Origin of the sequence: Sneathiella limimaris, from assembly GCF_012932565.1 — a bacterium.
GTDB lineage: Bacteria > Pseudomonadota > Alphaproteobacteria > Sneathiellales > Sneathiellaceae > Sneathiella > Sneathiella limimaris.
This window is the reverse complement of sequence record NZ_JABBYJ010000001.1, coordinates 2,725,192-2,742,437: the sequence shown is the minus strand read 5'-3', so window position 1 is coordinate 2,742,437 and position 17,246 is coordinate 2,725,192. Positions and strand designations below refer to the sequence as shown.

Annotated in this window: 13 protein-coding genes; 7 read left to right on the top strand and 6 right to left on the bottom strand. The window is 47.7% G+C overall.

Annotation, left to right across the window (positions count from 1 at the left end):
• From HH301_RS13310 to HH301_RS13295, 4 genes are all read right to left on the bottom strand, one after another.
• Window positions 1–1,455: a CDP-alcohol phosphatidyltransferase family protein gene (locus HH301_RS13310; RefSeq protein ID WP_169569378.1), complete on the bottom strand. Its 1,455-nt coding sequence runs from the start codon at window positions 1,453–1,455 to the stop codon at window positions 1–3.
• A complete protein-coding gene (locus tag HH301_RS13305) occupies window positions 1,452–2,654 on the bottom strand; it encodes a cyclic nucleotide-binding domain-containing protein (protein ID WP_169569377.1) in 1,203 nt (400 codons plus the stop codon). Before HH301_RS13305 ends, HH301_RS13310 begins: the two co-directional genes overlap by 4 nt.
• A gap of 2 nt (window positions 2,655–2,656) precedes the next feature.
• Window positions 2,657–3,763, bottom strand: a complete 1,107-nt coding sequence (locus tag HH301_RS13300) for a fatty acid desaturase (protein WP_169569376.1) — start codon at window positions 3,761–3,763, stop codon at window positions 2,657–2,659.
• A gap of 140 nt (window positions 3,764–3,903) precedes the next feature.
• Complete coding sequence (locus tag HH301_RS13295) at window positions 3,904–5,103, bottom strand: glycerophosphodiester phosphodiesterase family protein (protein WP_169569375.1); 1,200 nt, start codon at window positions 5,101–5,103, stop codon at window positions 3,904–3,906.
• Between the two features lie 234 nt (window positions 5,104–5,337).
• Here HH301_RS13295 and HH301_RS13290 point away from each other — a divergent pair, with 234 nt between their 5' ends.
• Window positions 5,338–6,513: a CaiB/BaiF CoA transferase family protein gene (locus HH301_RS13290; RefSeq protein WP_169569374.1), complete on the top strand. Its 1,176-nt coding sequence runs from the start codon at window positions 5,338–5,340 to the stop codon at window positions 6,511–6,513.
• A 51-nt stretch (window positions 6,514–6,564) separates the two neighbouring features.
• On the opposite strand, the gene HH301_RS13285 is transcribed toward HH301_RS13290, so the two are convergent.
• Window positions 6,565–6,786 (bottom strand): YgaP family membrane protein, encoded by a 222-nt coding sequence (locus HH301_RS13285; RefSeq protein WP_277348852.1) that lies wholly within the window; start codon window positions 6,784–6,786, stop codon window positions 6,565–6,567.
• 144 nt (window positions 6,787–6,930) lie between these two features.
• Complete coding sequence (locus HH301_RS13280; RefSeq protein WP_169569373.1) at window positions 6,931–10,539, bottom strand: hydantoinase B/oxoprolinase family protein; 3,609 nt, start codon at window positions 10,537–10,539, stop codon at window positions 6,931–6,933.
• Window positions 10,540–10,652: 113 nt separating this feature from the next.
• Here HH301_RS13280 and HH301_RS13275 point away from each other — a divergent pair, with 113 nt between their 5' ends.
• From HH301_RS13275 to HH301_RS13250, 6 genes are all read left to right on the top strand, one after another.
• Window positions 10,653–11,627, top strand: coding sequence for a TRAP transporter substrate-binding protein (locus tag HH301_RS13275; protein ID WP_169569372.1), 975 nt, complete (start codon window positions 10,653–10,655; stop codon window positions 11,625–11,627).
• Between the two features lie 74 nt (window positions 11,628–11,701).
• Entirely contained in the window at window positions 11,702–12,268 is a 567-nt protein-coding gene (locus tag HH301_RS13270; RefSeq protein ID WP_169569371.1) for a TRAP transporter small permease, read from the top strand.
• A complete protein-coding gene (locus HH301_RS13265) occupies window positions 12,268–13,563 on the top strand; it encodes a TRAP transporter large permease (protein ID WP_169569370.1) in 1,296 nt (431 codons plus the stop codon). Before HH301_RS13270 ends, HH301_RS13265 begins: the two co-directional genes overlap by 1 nt.
• A gap of 29 nt (window positions 13,564–13,592) precedes the next feature.
• Window positions 13,593–14,108, top strand: a complete 516-nt coding sequence (locus tag HH301_RS13260; protein ID WP_169569369.1) for a winged helix DNA-binding protein — start codon at window positions 13,593–13,595, stop codon at window positions 14,106–14,108.
• Window positions 14,109–14,190: 82 nt separating this feature from the next.
• Complete coding sequence (locus tag HH301_RS13255) at window positions 14,191–17,022, top strand: intermembrane phospholipid transport protein YdbH family protein (protein ID WP_169569368.1); 2,832 nt, start codon at window positions 14,191–14,193, stop codon at window positions 17,020–17,022.
• A complete protein-coding gene (locus HH301_RS13250; RefSeq protein WP_169569367.1) occupies window positions 17,022–17,243 on the top strand; it encodes a YnbE family lipoprotein in 222 nt (73 codons plus the stop codon). Before HH301_RS13255 ends, HH301_RS13250 begins: the two co-directional genes overlap by 1 nt.
• The last annotated feature ends 3 nt before the right edge of the window (window positions 17,244–17,246 follow it).

Below are 17,246 nucleotides of genomic sequence, written 5' to 3'. Positions count from 1 at the left end.
TTAAGCGTTTTCTGCTTGCAGGTTCCGGGCAGCTCGCTCTCTAATAGTGCTGCTGCTAATGCCATCAGTTCTTGGGAAGATGATAAGCCTCTCTGGATCGATATCGTTTTGATTGTCATCGCCGTGAACAAGCAAATCGATATTATGTTTCTTTAAAACTTCCTCAGTCAGTAGCCAGGGTGTTTCAACGACTTCATCCACGGCTTCCAAGGCCAATAGGATTTCTTTGCGTTCGGCAAAACTCAATTCTGCATCTACCCCTTTAACCCGTTGGAGATCTGTATCGGAAGTTAAGCCAATTACTACGTGGCCGAGTTTTTTAGCCTGGTTCAGGAGGCGAATATGACCGTGATGTAATAGGGTCGCGGACATATCAACCATAATGCGTTGCACACTTGGAGGTTGACCTTCAGCAGTTTCCTTTTCGGTTCCTAAACCGTGTACTAAAACAGTAAACGTATGAATGGCCTGAAAAGCTGTCAGCCAAATGACCAGCAATGCTGTCGCAATGAGGGTTGGCGTTTCCAGCTGTCTCAGTACGTCGATATCAGCTTGAAGAACCGCTATCAGGACCAGGCAAATCCCCGGAAGGACGAACAGAGGTTCGATATCTTTGATCCGGCTGTTGAGCCACAGAGCCCTCATCAGATCACCTGTATGTCTCACACCCATTAAAGCCAGCGTTAAAAATGCGAGAGATTGGGTGTTCCAGGTTAGCGCGCCCTGATGATGACTATAAATGAGCCAAATTGAGATGGTTCCAAGGCTTAGGGCAGGGGTCAGGAGGTCTTTTAAGTGGTCACGTGCTCGTACGCAATTTTTGAAAATAGAAAAACTAAGAACTGAGATAACCACTGCGTAAGAAAGGTGCCGCAGCTCCACTTCGAAGATCGTTTCATCCCAGATTTCGTATCCCCAAATGGCCGTGACGATCAGGCAGACTACACCCACCCAAATAAATTCAAGGCCACCAAGAAAGGGGAGTTTCCGCGCGTGATTGTTGCGGGTTTCCCAGTTATTTGTCCAAAATGCAAAAGTTACGACAAGGCTCATGATGACCATTTGTTCCAATGGATAGACCATCATATACATCAGGGCAATTGGGGTGATGTTCGCAAGAAATGCATCGACCCAGTGATCTAGAAAGTCTCCTGCAGGGCCACCCCGTTTAAGTCGCCGGGCTTGCAAGCCATCAAGCTGATCGCAAATTGCGTAAACGACGAGAAGCAACGCTCCAAGAACAAGTAAAGTCTTGCCTATTGATGTTGTCGGGTCGATCAGGCTTTTGGAAAACCAAAGGAGAAATGCAGTAATGCCTGCGCAGATTCCACCGAACAGAGTTAAGGCATTAGGTGAGACCGTTTCTGGAATGAGATTGAGGATTGGGTCAGTGGCCCACTTTCGCAAAGTTGGCGCAGTCGCTGAGAAATCCTGACTTTCAAAATTCTTTTTCATTTCAGAAATTCTTCAATTCCAAGTGCAAACAGTGCATATCCGCCAACGATAGCATGAGAGACGGAGACACCAATGAGTGATTTATGGCGCATAAACAGCCAGCCCCAAAACAAGCCTGGAACAAAGGTTATAAAGGCAAAACCCAGATTAAGATGTGAATGGGATGCGGAATACAGAAGGTTAGAGACTAATATTGCTAGAAAATGCCGCTGAACATGGCTTCCCTGAAGCAGGATTGATAAGGGGGCTTGGACACCACATCGAGCGATCAGTTCCTGCACTGGACACAATAATACGTAGGCCAGGAAAAACGTTAGATAAGCCATCCAGCTAAAATCGCCCCCAGGTGTGAAGCTGGAGAACATTTCTGTCAGCGTAAAGACGGTCATCCCACCAGGATCGGGATAGAGAACGATATACTCCCATTTTAGAAACGTAATAAACGCGCAAAATGGAATGGAGAAAAGTACTGCATCCTTAATGGCAGGCTTCCACCCTTTTAATGTCAGGCCAAACGCCTCAAAGGGCATTTCACTTCTGGCCATCATAAACAGCATGGCGCCCATGAACGCAACTATGATCAGCGGGGAATAGTATACCTGTAGCCAAGAACCATAGGTTCCAAGATCCATTATTGCCCGAAGCGCAAGGGTGTAACAGGCAACCAGTGACAGAATGGTAATGATAAATCGGCCAGCGACCGCCTGTTCCCGACGTCTTTTGGATTCCTGTTCCATCAGGGCAACTTTACGTTCGCTGGTATCGCGGAGTTTGCTGGCTATTCTCCGGATCAAATTTACCTGAATTTGATCATAAAGCTCCTTGAGGTTTTGATCTTCATTCTGCTGTCGCAGATCAAGGGTGATCAGTTCCATCGGCTTCGATGCTCTGATCGTTGCAGATGCCACCGTACCTTCTATTGCTGTGAGTTCACCAAATTCTTCACCCGGCTGTAATGTTGCAATGACAAACGAATTGTCATTGTCGCCACTTTCTTTTTCCAGACTTTTCAGGACTTCGGCTTCACCAGTGTGAATGATGTGTATTTTGCTGTTGGTAGTTCCCTCCCGCAAAATGATTTGGCCTTTTTCGATACGAGAGATTTTGAAATGCGGCAAACTGCTTTCAATCAGTTCCGTCGGAAGCCCCCTGAACATTTCCGACGCGGCAACACTGTCGATAATCTCTCTTGCGGCCATTTCTACTCCGCGGCGTTTTGCAGGGCTGGTTCATTAGCCCGATTTGCCTTTAGTCTTTCTTTCATTTCACTGAAGGGGATCAGTTGTTCGTTAACTTCATCCCAAATGGCGAGACGTGTACAGGTGATGGCCTCTTTCAGTTTCATTTCGCGGGGCGTGCAGAGATGGGGGTTCTCTATCATGCATGCCCTTAATTTATAATTGGGAATAGAGGGTAACAGGTGATGGATATGGTGTATGCCGATATCAGCAGAAATCCACCTCAACACAGGTGGTAGATTGACCAGAGTGCTACCATCAAATGCAGATTTGAGATAATCCCAGTTCTTCTGACGTTGCCAGTAGGCATCATGATAGGAATGCTGAACGTAGAAAAGCCAGAAGCCGATGACAGATGCAATCCAAATTGCGGGGAGAAAAACCGCAAGGAATGGGCCAATACCATAAGTAAAATGGATCCCGATCAGGGCTAAAACCATAACGGCATTGGTGCGATGAACGCTCTTAAGGTAGATCGGGTTCAGATTATTGTGCAGAATTGGGAAGCGCTGTTTGATGGCAAAATGTAAAAAACCACCAATACCAAATAAGAAGAACGGATTTCGGATCAGGCGATAAAAGATTTTCTCTCTCAAAGGGAGGGTTTGGTATTCCTCTATCGTCTTGGTTTCAATATCACCAGTTCCACGCTTATCCAGATTTCCAGTTGTCGCATGGTGGATCGCGTGAGCAGCGCGCCAATATTGATATGGCGTAACTGTTAATAACGCAAAAACACTGCCAACGGCATCATTCAGTTTTCTGTTGGTGAACAGACTTCCATGCCCGCAGTCATGCTGAAGTGTGAATAGGCGAACCATAGTCAGTCCCAGCGGAATGGAAAGCAGTAAGACCCAACCATAATGCTCAAGACCAAGATACAGCATAAATCCCAACAGGGCAGCAAACAGCAACGAAGCCGTCAGGACCTGAAACCAGGCTCTTAGGTTACTGGAAACGGCATAAGGCCTGACAACGGCCAAGGCTTCTTTTAGCGTGCGGGGCCTCGCAACTGTATGGGTGAAGACCTGTGTTGGTTTGTCGCTCACATCCTGTGGCGAAGGGACCATGTTTCCGGTCCCGTTTTCGTCATTAATATATCGTATTTTTCTTACCCCTAAAATTTGCCGAACTATGCCGCAAATTGGTTGAATAGGCAACATATTTGAACGCGCATTATGGTTTGCTTATGCACTGTACAAATAGGACGTTAATTTAGGTTAAAGCAGTTGGCATAAAAGGTGGTTGTGGCTGGCCAGTCAGAAAAGACACCGGACACGCCGATATCGTTATGGAGGACATGGAGAAGCTCAAGCATGTCTCCATCTTTTTCAACAACGGATTTAATGGATTTGTAATACCAACCCCCACCTTTGTTTAAAGGGCCACTTCGTTCCAAAGTCCAGGCGATCAGCTTCAAACCTGCCTCTTTTGCTGCTATTGCATAGGCAGACGGCACAATCTTACCGTCGTCTTCTGAGACCAGCATCCAAAGAGGGGGCGCTAGATAATTGACCCCAGCAGTTTTTAACTCTTCCATTGTCGGTGAAAAACTATTTGGATCACTTGTATTCAATCCCTGGCGATACCGTCCGTCCAGATAGACAGCCTGTTTGCCAAACTCGGGTTCGTTTTCAATCCAGTAAAGAATATCGTCCAGATTGAAAGATTGCGGCCAAACATCTGAGGGGTCAATATTCGCAGCCTTATATTCATCGATGAGTTTCTGTGCATACATTTGTTGCGTCATACCTTCATAAGGCATGGAAACTTTTGGTGCTTTGAGCTCAGGAGTAAACTTCACGCCCAAGGATTTGAAAAGCGCAATACTTTCTTTGTGGCTGAGCAATTCCTCTCCTTCGGGTTTTCCAAGGTTTTTCCGCCATTTGGGTGTTCCATTCAAATACTCTGCGGGTGTTTCAGCCTTCTTGTTGGCACCTTCCATCTTTCCTTTTAAGCTTTTGAATTCTGCAAGAGTTATGTCACTCGTTAGGCACTCTGCAGTCGCTTTTTGACCGTCAGCCGGAGTGAACGGTGTGCTACATTTTTCGGCGAGGGGCGTAGTCACAATATTCGTGGTGTAGTGAAGGTCATTTTGGGAATGCCGGCACACAAGCTCCTTATCCTTGGTAAAGGTGACATCACACTCCAGAATTCCAGCTCCCATTTTTGCCGCAGCTTCATAGCCGGCTTGTGTATGTTCTGGATATCCAAGTGGCGCGCCGCGGTGAGAGATCGAAAAGTTTGACTTTTTCAAGGGTTGCCCCTGACAGGATTTCAGTTTTTCCTTCAATGGGCTCGGTGACATTGTTGAAATTAGTTCTGCGGGGCGATTTGTTTCATCAAATGCCCAGGAGACCACCGGAGCCAAAATGAGCAACACTCCCGTCAGCAACACACGTTTTATCATTAAAAAGCCTTCTCTCAGTTGAGTGGCAAAGGTAGGTGGAAAATAGCTATGTGGCAATTGATAGTTCGTTTGAAGTCAAATATAATTGGGCTGAGTTCTCAGAATGACATGATGAGCTTTGGTGATGGGAAAATTTTCCAAATTTTCTGTTGGCAGAACTATATTCACGTCTCATAATGCGCCGCTTGTGGCAGTGCATGACACTAAAAACTCCCGTTAAGAGGAACAATAATAATGAATGATCATGATAAACCCCTAGAAGGCCTTGTTGTTGCTGATTTTAGCCAGGGTGTTGCAGGTCCTTATTCAGGTATGATGCTTGCGCAGGCAGGTGCGACTGTAAATAAGATTGAGCCTCACAACGGTGACTGGGCTCGGACACTAGGAACAGCATATGGCGATCACTGTGCTCACTCTGTCGTGGTAAATCTCGGTAAGAAATCGATTGCCATTGATCTTAAAAGTGAAGAGGGCCTGAAACTTGCCAAGAAAATGGCTGTTGAGGCAGATATTGTTCTGGAATCTTTTCGTCCCGGTGTGATGAAAAAATTCGGCCTGGATTATGAGACAATCAAAAAAGAAAATGAAAATGTGATTTTCTTGTCTGTGACTGGCTATGGTCAGGAAGGCCCTTACAACAAACGTCCCGTAACAGATAGTGCGATCCAGGGTTTTTCCGGTTGGATGTCCATCACGCGGGACGAGCATGGCACGCCAATTCGTACGGGTATGGTTGTGATCGATTTCATGACAGGCCTGTTTGCTTATCAGTCCATTCTGAAGGCTCTGATTGCGCGCGGCATTAATGGAAAAGGTCGGTATATCGATTGTAGCCTGATGCAAACAGCTGCAGCTTTCCAAAGTGCTAAGATTATTGAGCACCATTTGGAAGGTGGGGAGCCTGCAGTTCTCTATGTCCCAGCAGGTGTTGTTAAAACGGCTGACGGATATCTTGGAATTGCTGTCATGAGAGAACATCATTATGCCTCTCTCTGTAAAACGTTGGGGCGGGAGGATTTGATTGATCACCCTGACTACAACAGCAGGGAAGCCCGCCTTGAAAATGAAGCTCCCTTGATGAAGGAGTTACGCGCAGAATTTGTCAAGCGGACTACCAAGGATTGGTCAGCAGCATTAGCTGCCGCCGAAGTTATCCATAGTCCTATTAATACCTACACTGACTATCTGGAAAACGAACAAGTAGAGGCTGTCAATAGCTACACTTGGTTGGACTTAGATGGTGTCGGCCGGATTCCAATGCCTCGCATACCAGGATTTGAAGGGTTTCAGGCCGGTGATCCGATGGCCCATAGCCCCCATATCGGCGAAGATGGTGCAGAGGTCTTAAAGTCCATTGGACTTTCTGATGAAGAGATCGATGCACTCAAATCATCAGGGGCAGTCCTCTAACCTTTCGAGATTGAAATTGTGGTCTGTGAGATTGCACCTTTATCGTGTGTTTTAATCACAGACCTCTTTCCTGTGTGCATTGTTTATTCTTAAAATTGAATAAATCGGGCAGATGCCGACGACCCCTATAATTAGGGGGAAAAGCCCAATGTAGCCCCAGTTTGTTTCTGGTCCGAAAAACACAAGCGATAATAATACCAGCCCCAAAATGATCCGGAAAATCCGGTCACTCATGCTTTCATTTGTTTTCACAGTATATTCCCCAAATATCATGCACTTTTAAGGAGAATATATAATCAATATTAAATATCAAGGATTGAATTAATGAGCGAGCTTAATAATCCTTTGTTGATGGGACACGCCAGCAAAATCAAAGGCATATAAAAACCGGCCAGTTAAGGCCGGTTTTTTTGTGTTCTAGGCTTTGCCGTATCCGCCGCCACCTGGTGTCTTGATCAAAATGACGTCATCAATACCGACTTCCGTCTCATCGTTCCCTTTTAGAATTTCAACCGTTCCATCTTTACGGATGACAGAATTCTCCCCACGAGCGCCGGGGCTTCCGCCTGCAAGTCCATAGGGATCAGTATTCCTGTGAAGCGATAGGAACGTGACTGTCATGGGTTCCATGAACCGCATGCGGCGAATTGCACCGTCACCCCCCTTGAATTTTCCTTCGCCGCCAGATCCGCGCCGGATGGAAAATTCTTCAACCCGAACAGGAAAACGCCATTCCAAGACTTCAGGGTCTGTCATGCGGGTATTTGTCATATGACTATGAACAGCACTGGTTCCGGGGTGATCCGGGCCAGCACCAGTGCCGCCGCAAATGGTTTCGTAATTCTGCCGCTTGTCATTGCCATACAGGAAGTTGTTCATTGTGCCCTGAGCAGATGCCAGAACGCCAAGAGCGCCATAGAGGCAATCCGTGACACATTGGGAGACTTCCGTATTTCCCGCAATGACGGCAGCTGGATAAACAGGGTCCAGCATTGAACCTTCGGGCACAATGATATTGATCGGTTTCAAGCAACCTTCATTCAGCGGAATTTCATCGTCGACCAGCGTTCTGAAGACATAAAGGACAGCTGCCTTGCTGATCGCTTTAGGCGCGTTGTAATTGCCTTTGTCCTGCGGTGAAGTTCCCGTGAAATCAACCGTTGCGCTTCGATTTTCTTTATCAACTGTGATCGCGACTTTGATTTTGGCACCGGTATCCAGTTCATATTCAAAGGCACCGTCTTTCAAGACATCCAGAACGCGGCGCACAGTTTCTTCTGCGTTGTCCTGAACATGTCCCATATAGGCCGAGACCACATCGATCCCGAAATGATCAATCATTTTCCGAAGTTCGCGAATGCCCGTTTCATTGGCTGCGATCTGGGCCGTGAGATCGGCGATATTCTGATCCACATTCCGGCACGGATATTTGCCGCTGGATAGCATCTCCCGCGTTTTTTGGTCTCTGAAATGACCACCACGTGCCAGCAGGAAGTTGTCAATAAGCACACCTTCTTCTTCGATGTGAGTGCTATCTGGCGGAGAGGAGCCAGGTGTTCTACCGCCAATATCTGCATGATGCCCACGAGAGCCGACATAGAAAATGATCTCTTCGCCAGCATCATCAAAAACCGGGGAGATCACCGTCACGTCTGGCAAATGAGTGCCACCATTATAGGGGGCGTTCAGGGCGTAAAAATCACCGGGCTGCATCTTTCCTGCATTTTCCCTAATGACGACTTTGATGCTTTCACCCATGGAACCTAGATGCACAGGCATATGCGGGGCATTGGCAACGAGGTTGCCATCTGTATCAAAAATTGCGCAGGAGAAGTCGAGCCGTTCCTTGATGTTTACGGATTGCGATGTATTGGAAAGGGTTGCGCCCATCTGTTCGGCGATGGACATAAAGAGGTTATTGAAAACCTCAAGCATAACAGGATCTGCTTTTGTACCGATGGCTTCGGTTTGAGGGCGGGCTTCAACCCGATCCAGTATCAAGTGCCGGCGCGAGTTCAGGCTTGCCTGCCATCCCGTCTCAACAACAATTGTACCGGTCTTCTCGATAATGATGGCTGGGCCTTTGATCTTTTGACCGCAGTCCATTTGGTCGCGATCGTAAAGGGCGACGTCCTGCCAGCGACCGGAGGTGTAGAGCTGCACTCGATCCAAGGCTTTAGGCTCGGTAATCAGCTCTTTAATATCTTCCTCTGGATCTACAACACTATCGGTCAGGCCAATAGCTTCAACCGAAAGTGCCTCAATAATAAGACCCCGATCTTCTGCAATAAAGCCAAAGCGCTGTTTGTGTGTCACCTCAAAAGCGGCCTTCATGGCTGCGGGCGTATCCAGATCGACCAGCATCGCTGAATCTGTGCCTTCATACTTCAAATGAACTTTGAAGCTGTGGGTAATGCTGTCCTCGTCAACACCCTGTTCACGAACTTCTGCGGAAGCCTCTTTCGCAAGGGGGAGGGAGAGTTCCTTGCAGATGTCTTCGGCATTCGCCTCAAAAGGCTTTTCAACCTGGATCTCACGCATCGCCCGAATGTCGGCAAGGCCCATACCGTAGGCTGAAAGGACACCCGAAAACGGATGCAGAAAGACTTTGGTCATGCCAAGTGCATCTGCAACCAGGCAGGCATGTTGCCCGCCAGCGCCACCGAAACAATTCAGGGTATAGGTGGTGACATCATAGCCCCGCTGAACAGAAATTTCCTTGATGGCGTTCGCCATATTTTCAACAGCGATCCGAAGGAAGCCTTCTGCGACTTCCTCAGCGCTTTGTAAAGCATCGCCAGTGGCTTCAGAAATTTCTTCGGCAAGAGCCGTAAATTTTTGAACGACGGCTTCCCGGTCCAAGGCCTCATCAGCATTCGGCCCAAACACATGTGGAAAGTACTCAGGTTGAATTTTCCCGAGCATGACGTTGCAGTCTGTAACTGCCAGCGGTCCGCCTCGGCGATAACTGGTTGGGCCCGGATTGGCGCCAGCAGATTCAGGACCAACTCGGTAACGGGCCCCATCAAAGGTGAGCAGAGAGCCACCACCAGCTGCAACGGTATGAATATGCATCATAGGTGCGCGCATGCGCACTCCTGCGACGACCGTTTCAAAGCTGCGCTCATATTCGCCGTCATAATGAGTGACATCGGTGGACGTTCCGCCCATGTCAAAGCCGATCAGTTTTTCGTAACCGCTCATCGCCGCCGTGCGGGTCATCCCGACAACACCACCAGCCGGGCCTGACAGGATCGCGTCTTTCCCTTGAAACAGGGTGGCGTCCGTTAATCCACCATTTGACTGCATGAACATGAGCCGAGTGTCATTGTTGGATCCAGTTCCAAGCTCCTCTGCGACTTGATTAACGTAGCGCCTGAGGATCGGGGATAGATAGGCGTCGACAACGGTCGTATCCCCGCGGCTAACCAATTTCATCAAGGGGCTGGTTTCATGGCTGGTGGAAACCTGTGTGAAGCCAATTTCTCGGGCCAGGGCCGCAACCTGTTTTTCATGGTCGTGATAGCGATATCCATGCAGGAACGCAATTGCAATGGCCCGGATACCATCTTTATAAGCAGCTTCAAGTCCAGGGCGTAATCCCTCAAGATCAAGTGGTGTAATGACTTGACCATGCGCATCTAACCGCTCATCTGCTTCTATCACCTTTTCATATAAAAGTTCAGGCAACACAATATGCCGGGCAAACAGTTTTGGTCGGTTTTGGTAACCGATACGAAGTGCGTTGCCAAAACCCTTGGTGGTGACAAAAAGGGTCCGATCGCCAGCCCGCTCAAGGAGAGCATTGGTGGCAACGGTAGTTCCCATTTTCACATAACTGACTGTGTGCTCGGGGATAGGCGCGTCTTTTGGAAGTTCAAGAATATCCCGAATGCCCTGTACGGCGGCATCCTTATACTGTTCCGGATTTTCCGATAACAGTTTGTGAGAGAGAAGGGATCCGTCCGGTTTCTTGGCAACGATATCTGTAAAGGTGCCTCCGCGATCTACCCAAAACTGCCACATCTTTTTTTCTCCCAGTTGGCGTTGATTCCTAGACGCTAAAATAACATTGACAAAACGTCAACGTTTTTATACCGTTTTTCTCGTTAATAAACTTCACGACAGGGAGTCGGACCATGAAAACGTTGAAAATGCTCGCTGCGGGCGCTGCTTTTGCAGCTACTGCAGCTCTTACAGGTACTGCGACAGCTGATAGCTGGGATATGCCAACTCCATATCCGGACAAAACATTTCACACCGTTAATATCGCTGAATTTGCCAAAGATGTAGAGGCGGCAACTAATGGCGCACTAACAATCAAGCTGCATACGGCCGGCTCTCTTTATAAACATCCAGAGATCAGTAAAGCCGTTCGCGGCGGCCAGGTGCCAGCAGGTGAGTTTTTCCTCTCCTTGCTGACAAATGAGCATGCTGCTTTTGGTGCGGACAGCCAACCTTTCCTGGCGACAAACTATGATGATGCCAAGAAACTTTGGGCAGCTCAAAAGCCAGTGGTCACCAAGCTGTTGGATAAGCAAGGTCTGATGCCACTCTTTTCAGTTCCGTGGCCACCACAGGGCCTTTACACAAAATCAGAAATCAAGACAGTTGATGATCTGAAAGGTCTGAAATTCCGGACTTACAATGCGACACTTGAAAAGTTTGCAAATCTTGCGGGTGCGGCTCCAACTCAGGTTGAAGCTCCAGACATTGCACAGGCTTTCACAACTGGTCGCGTTGAAGCCATGATCACATCACCGTCAACTGGTGCAAACTCCAAAGCCTGGGAATTCGTGAGCTACTACACAGACATTCAGGCTTGGGTTCCAAAGAACATTGTTGTTGTCAACAAACGGGCTTTCCGCAAACTGGATAAAGCTGTTCAGGACGCAGTTCTGGCGGCAGCTGAAAAAGCTGAAGCCCGCGGTTGGGAAATGAGCATGGCTGAAACTGCAGCCAAGGTCAAAATCCTCAAAGACAACGGCATGACTGTTGTTACACCTTCAGCTGAGTTGATGGATGGCTTGAAGAAAATCGGCGCCACCATGCTTGAAGACTGGTCAAAAGCGGCCGGTAGCGAAGGCGAAGAAATCATGAAAGCTTACAAGTAAGCACTTCATTGCGGAGGTGGTTCTTAAGACCACCTCCTTTTTTTATCAAGATCGCAGAGCGGGGGAGTTACGTAATGCGAAATGCTTTGAACGGCCTTTATAAAGCTGGGGGGCTGCTGGCTGCATTCTTCATCGTGGCAATCTGCATGATTGTTATGGGGCAGGTGGTTCTAAACCTGATTGATCGAATTGCAGGTCTGCTTTTTGAAGAGGCTATTGGCCTGACTATTCCATCCTATGCTGATTTTGCGGGCTTCTTTTTAGCGGCTTCTTCTTTCCTCGCTCTTGCATACACGTTGCGTGAAGGTGGGCATATTCGGGTGACCTTATTACTCGGTCATATCCCGCACAAGTTTCGGCATATCGCTGAGATCTGGTGTCTAGCCCTTGTAACCTTCATTACCCTGTATTTTACCTATTACATGGGGTCTCTCGTTCTGGAATCCTATGAGTATCAGGACATGTCCTCAGGCATGGTTGCCATTCCTATCTGGATTCCCCAATCCTCACTTCTACTGGGTCTTGCCATTCTTTCCATCGCGCTGATTGATGAGCTGATACTGGTCTTGATGGGGCGGGATGCTTCCTATGAAGGAAAGGAAGAAAACCTTCTTGAGAACACCGCTGAAGGAGAAGGCTGATGACAGAACTTGGACTGACACTCATTCTGCTTCTCGCGCTCTTTTTCCTGTTGGGAACTGGTGTTTGGGTGGCTTTTGCCCTGATGGCAGTTGGCATGCTCGGTATGGCCATGTTCAGCGGTGCACCTTTAGGGGATGTTCTGGCAACCACTATTTGGGGTGCGAGTAATTCCTGGGCCTTGGCGGCACTGCCCCTCTTTATCTGGATGGGGGAGATCCTTTTTCGCTCACGCCTGTCAAAAGACATGTTCACTGGTCTCTCCCCATGGATGAGCCGCATGCCGGGCAAGCTGTTACACGTCAACATTATCGGCTGTGGTATTTTCGCGGCCGTTTCAGGTTCATCTGCAGCCACTGCAGCGACGATCGGTAAACTCTCCATTCCGGAGCTTGCAAAGCGGAACTATCCAGAGCGCATGGTGATTGGGACCCTTGCCGGATCAGCCACGCTGGGTCTTTTAATCCCGCCGTCCATCATTCTTATTGTGTATGGGGTTGCAACAGAACAATCCATTGCCAGTCTTTTTGTGGCGGGTATTGTTCCCGGGATCCTGCTGATCCTTTTGTTTGTTGGCTTTATTATGGTCTGGTCTGTATTTAACCGCGACCGGCTGCCAGAAGAAAGAACACGTTACTCTCTACGGGAAAAGATTTATGCCTCTCGCTCACTAATCCCGGTGGTTCTTCTGATTATTGGTGTGATGGGTTCAATCTATACCGGTATTGCATCACCAACAGATGCGGCGGCCGTTGGTGTGGTACTCGCGCTCATTATGTCATGGTCCACAGGTTCGCTAAATTGGCAGACATTTATGGATGGCCTCATGGGGGCAACGAAAACCTCCTGCATGATTGCCTTCATTCTGGCTGGTGCGGCTTTTCTGACGATTGCCATGGGCTTTACCGGAATTCCCCGCATGCTGGCTAGCTGGATTGGTGATATGAACCTTTCCAACATGCAGCTCTTGTTTGCATTGACAATTTTCTTTGTGGTGCTGGGATGTTTTCTGGATGGGATTTCGGTTGTCGTGCTGACAACATCGGTCATCATGCCGATGGTGGAACAAGCGGGTATTGATCCGCTATGGTTCGGCATTTACATCGTTATCGTTGTGGAGATGTCGCAGATTACCCCACCTGTAGGTTTTAATCTATTCGTGCTGCAATCTTTGACAGGACGAAACATTCTGCAGGTTGCCAAAGCAGCATTGCCGTTTTTCCTGTTGATGTTTGTGGCCCTCGCCGCCATTGTCTGGATGCCCGGGTTGGTAACTTACCTTCCCAACAACATGTAAAGCGGATCATAAAAAACAGGGAGTTGAGTATGACAAAAGAAGATACTCCGCATATCGTTTCCTCTGAACATTTAGCCTCTGAAAAAGGCTGGCAGATGAGCGAGCTCGAATACGGGATGGTGATGGCCTATAATGCGTTCAATCGATGGATGATCCGCTGCATGTCGGCCGTCGGCTACAGCGATTTTAATGGTCTGGATATTCTCGTGTTACACAACGTCAATCATCGGGGGCGGGAGAAGCGCCTCGTTGATGTAGGTTTCATGCTGAATGTGGAAGACAACCACACCATCAATTACTCCATGAAGAAGCTTGTAAAGGCGGACCTTATAAAAGGCACAAAGCGCGGCAAGGAGATGTTCTACAAGACGACTGAAAAGGGGCAGGAAGTTTGTCAGGAATACCGGAAAATCCGAGAACTCTGCCTTGTGGAAAGTGCAAGCGCAACAGATCGTGATTTTAGCGAAATCAGCAGAACAGCAACCGTTCTTCGCAGTGTTTCTGGCCTTTATGATCAGGCAGCCAGGGCTGCTGCTTCTATCTGATGAAAAACCACTTTGGTGGATGCGAACTTTCCGTTACGCTTGATTAGAAAATTTAAGAAAATCAAGCAGGATCATCTGAACCATGTCAGGTAGTTTAACAGGGAAAATCGGTAAGGTACTGATTTTTCTTGTTTTACTGTGTGTGATGTCTGCCATAGGTCTGTGGCAGTTTCGGATTCCACTGATCGAATTTGCTGCCCGGTCTTATCTGGAGGAACAGGGCCTGCAGTCGGTTGAACTTAAGGTTGGGCAATTTGAACCGGACCGACTTCAAATAGACCGTTTTGCTGTAGCGCCTGCCGTGGAGACGGAAAACATCCAGCTTGATTTTAGCCTGTTAGACCTCTTATCGGGTGAACTTGACCGAGTTATCGTTGGCAAAGCAACGCTTGATTTAAGTGATCTGGAGCATCCCTTATTTCAGTGGGGGCGCCGTCTTGCAGATAGCACAGGGGAAGACCAGGTTTCAGCAAAACCTTCAGAGAAATTGCCCTTTGTTACGATAGATCAATTCCGGGTCACGGAACAAAATGATCAACGTGATGTGTCGATAAGGGGGAGCTTGTTAATTACCCCCGATGAGGAGATTAAACTTCAGTCGTTGATCGATGCGACCTTTTATGCTGATGCAGGAAGTTATTCGGTGCAAAAAGCCCGTCTGAATATGACGGGAAATCTGGCAAACCTTACAGCAGAGGTGACACTCCAGGATGCAATCTTAAAAGGTGACGACACTGCACCCGTTTTCAAGCCGCTTCTTGTAAAGGGGAGTGGGACGTTGGTGAATACAGAAGCCCAGTTTGAGTTTACTGTTTTAACCGAAGCTGAGGAAAGGCTTGTGGATATTCAGGGAGCGGCTGATCTGGACGCAATGGAAGGGAAGGTGGCTTATAGAGTTAAGAACCTGTCCTTTTCACCAAAAGGTTTGCAGCCAAGTCACATTCTGCCATCCCTCTCAAATTTACCCGAATTTGCAGGCGATCTTAACCTTGAGGGTGAGGTTGTTTTTCGAAAGGAATATGCCAAAACTTCCGGTATAAATATTTTAACCGGTTTAAAAATCAAACATGAAGTTTTAGAAATTGACATTGGAGAGTTCAGGACTGCTTTTGCATTTGATACCAATTTCACCGGTTTAACCAATAACGTTAACTTTGATGCCAACCTTATTGATTTAAAAAGTAAAATTTCAGATCATAAGTTCTATAGTTCACACGTAAAATTTAAGGCTGTGGGCCCAAACGTTGAGGATTTGGCCTTTGAAACTTCAACGGATATCTCTTCTGCTGATCCAAATCCCCTGTTTCCAAAGCTGGATATTTTGGCAAGCGGGTTTCTAAATAAAGGCAACCTGGATTTTTCAGGAACGCTCAAAGGTCTGAAGGATCAGTTGCTTGTCGAATATAACGGGGATGTTGAAACCTCAACGGGGGCTGGAAAGGCAACATTTCATCTTCGGCCGTTGCAATTGGGTCAGAAAGGCATTTCTTTAGCGACGCTGAGCTCCAAATTGAAAGGGCTAAATCTCAAAGAAGAAGGTTTGGTTTCGATGGATGTATCTGGGAGCTGGGGGGCAGATTTTGAGCCTGTTATTTCGCTCTCCGCCAATCTTGATAAGGGATATGCTGAAACAAGTGAGACTGTGTTGAGCGGGGCACGCCTTTCTGTTAGTGCAAATGACGTGACGTACAAGAAGCCCTTTAAACTAATGCTTCAAGATATTTCTGCAGACGTTGCGACGGCAGGTCAAAATGCGGCCGTCGGCGCAAATCGGTTGGATTTGTCAGTGAAAGAGGGATGGCAGAGCGCCACTTTAAGTCCAGCGGCACTATCAGTAACCCCTTCAAAGGACGGATATTGGAAACCCAAAACTGATATTAAGGCATCCGGTCTGGTCGGGCTGGGCCAGTTAGATTTAACGGGGGAAATCTCGACCGATCCAACAGGTAAGTTGATCGATTTTAACCTCATTCAAAAAGCGGGGTCCAAAAAGATTACAGCGAAGGCAATACTCGCCCCCCAACAGTTTTCAGAGTTGAAACTCACGCTTTCTGATTTACTTAATCACCCGCCGGATGATCTTACCCTAAACGGCGGGATTGCAGGCCAAATAGAAGCCACCATTGAAGGTGAGAAGATCACTGGAAACGCCTTGTTGGAGCTTGTTGATTTGGATGTGGCACAATCTGGCATGCAGATGGAAGGGATCAATGGGCGATTTCAAATTCGCGAGTTTTTTCCCCTACAAACAGAACCAAACCAGCAACTCACTGCGGATCGGATAATCGCAGGTATCCCCATCAATAAGCCGATGCTGAATTTCCAGATTATTACGGAAGGTGAGGATCCGGTCTTGAAAATTGACCGACTGGTGATGAGCCTGTTTGGTGGGGGGGCGGAAATTCGGGACGGGACGATCAATCCGTTTCAGGATGTCAATGAATTGGAACTCGCACTGACAAGTCTATCCCTTGAAGAGTTGGTTGCCCTTGGCGATTTTGATGATGTGGAAGTTTCAGGGCGCTTGAAAGGGATTATCCCAATTCGGTTTGATGGGAATAAGATCATTGTCGCTAATGGGGCCTTGGAAAGCGAAGGGCCAGGGGTCTTGAAGGTCCGATCCGAAGAAGCACGCCAAGCTCTGGCATCTGGTGGATCTCAAACCAAGCTTCTTTTCGATATTCTGGAGAACTTTAATTACAAGGAGCTCTCCTTAAAGATCAATAAGCCAGAAAGCGGCGAGGATCTGGTAGCCTTGCACGCGGAAGGGTCCAACCCTGAAGTGGAAGATAGTCGTCCGGTTATTCTCAATGTCAATCTTTCGACAAATTTGGATCGTATCTTCAATACGTTACTAGAGGGCTATTTGTTGTCGGAAGAAGCGCTGCGTGCTACGTTGAGGAACAGAAATTAATGACCGGGGGACTGAACTTGATCAATTCTGAACTATTAAAAGCAGGTACACTGATAACTGTATCTGTCTTGGCGTTACAGGCTTGCTCACCGACTGTAAAGGTTGAGGCCCCGTCTGAGCCTATTACCATCAATCTCAATATCAAACTGGATGCTGAAGTTCGGCTTAAGATCGAAGAAAAGGCCAAAGAGGATATCCAGGCCAATCCGGAGATCTTCTAACAT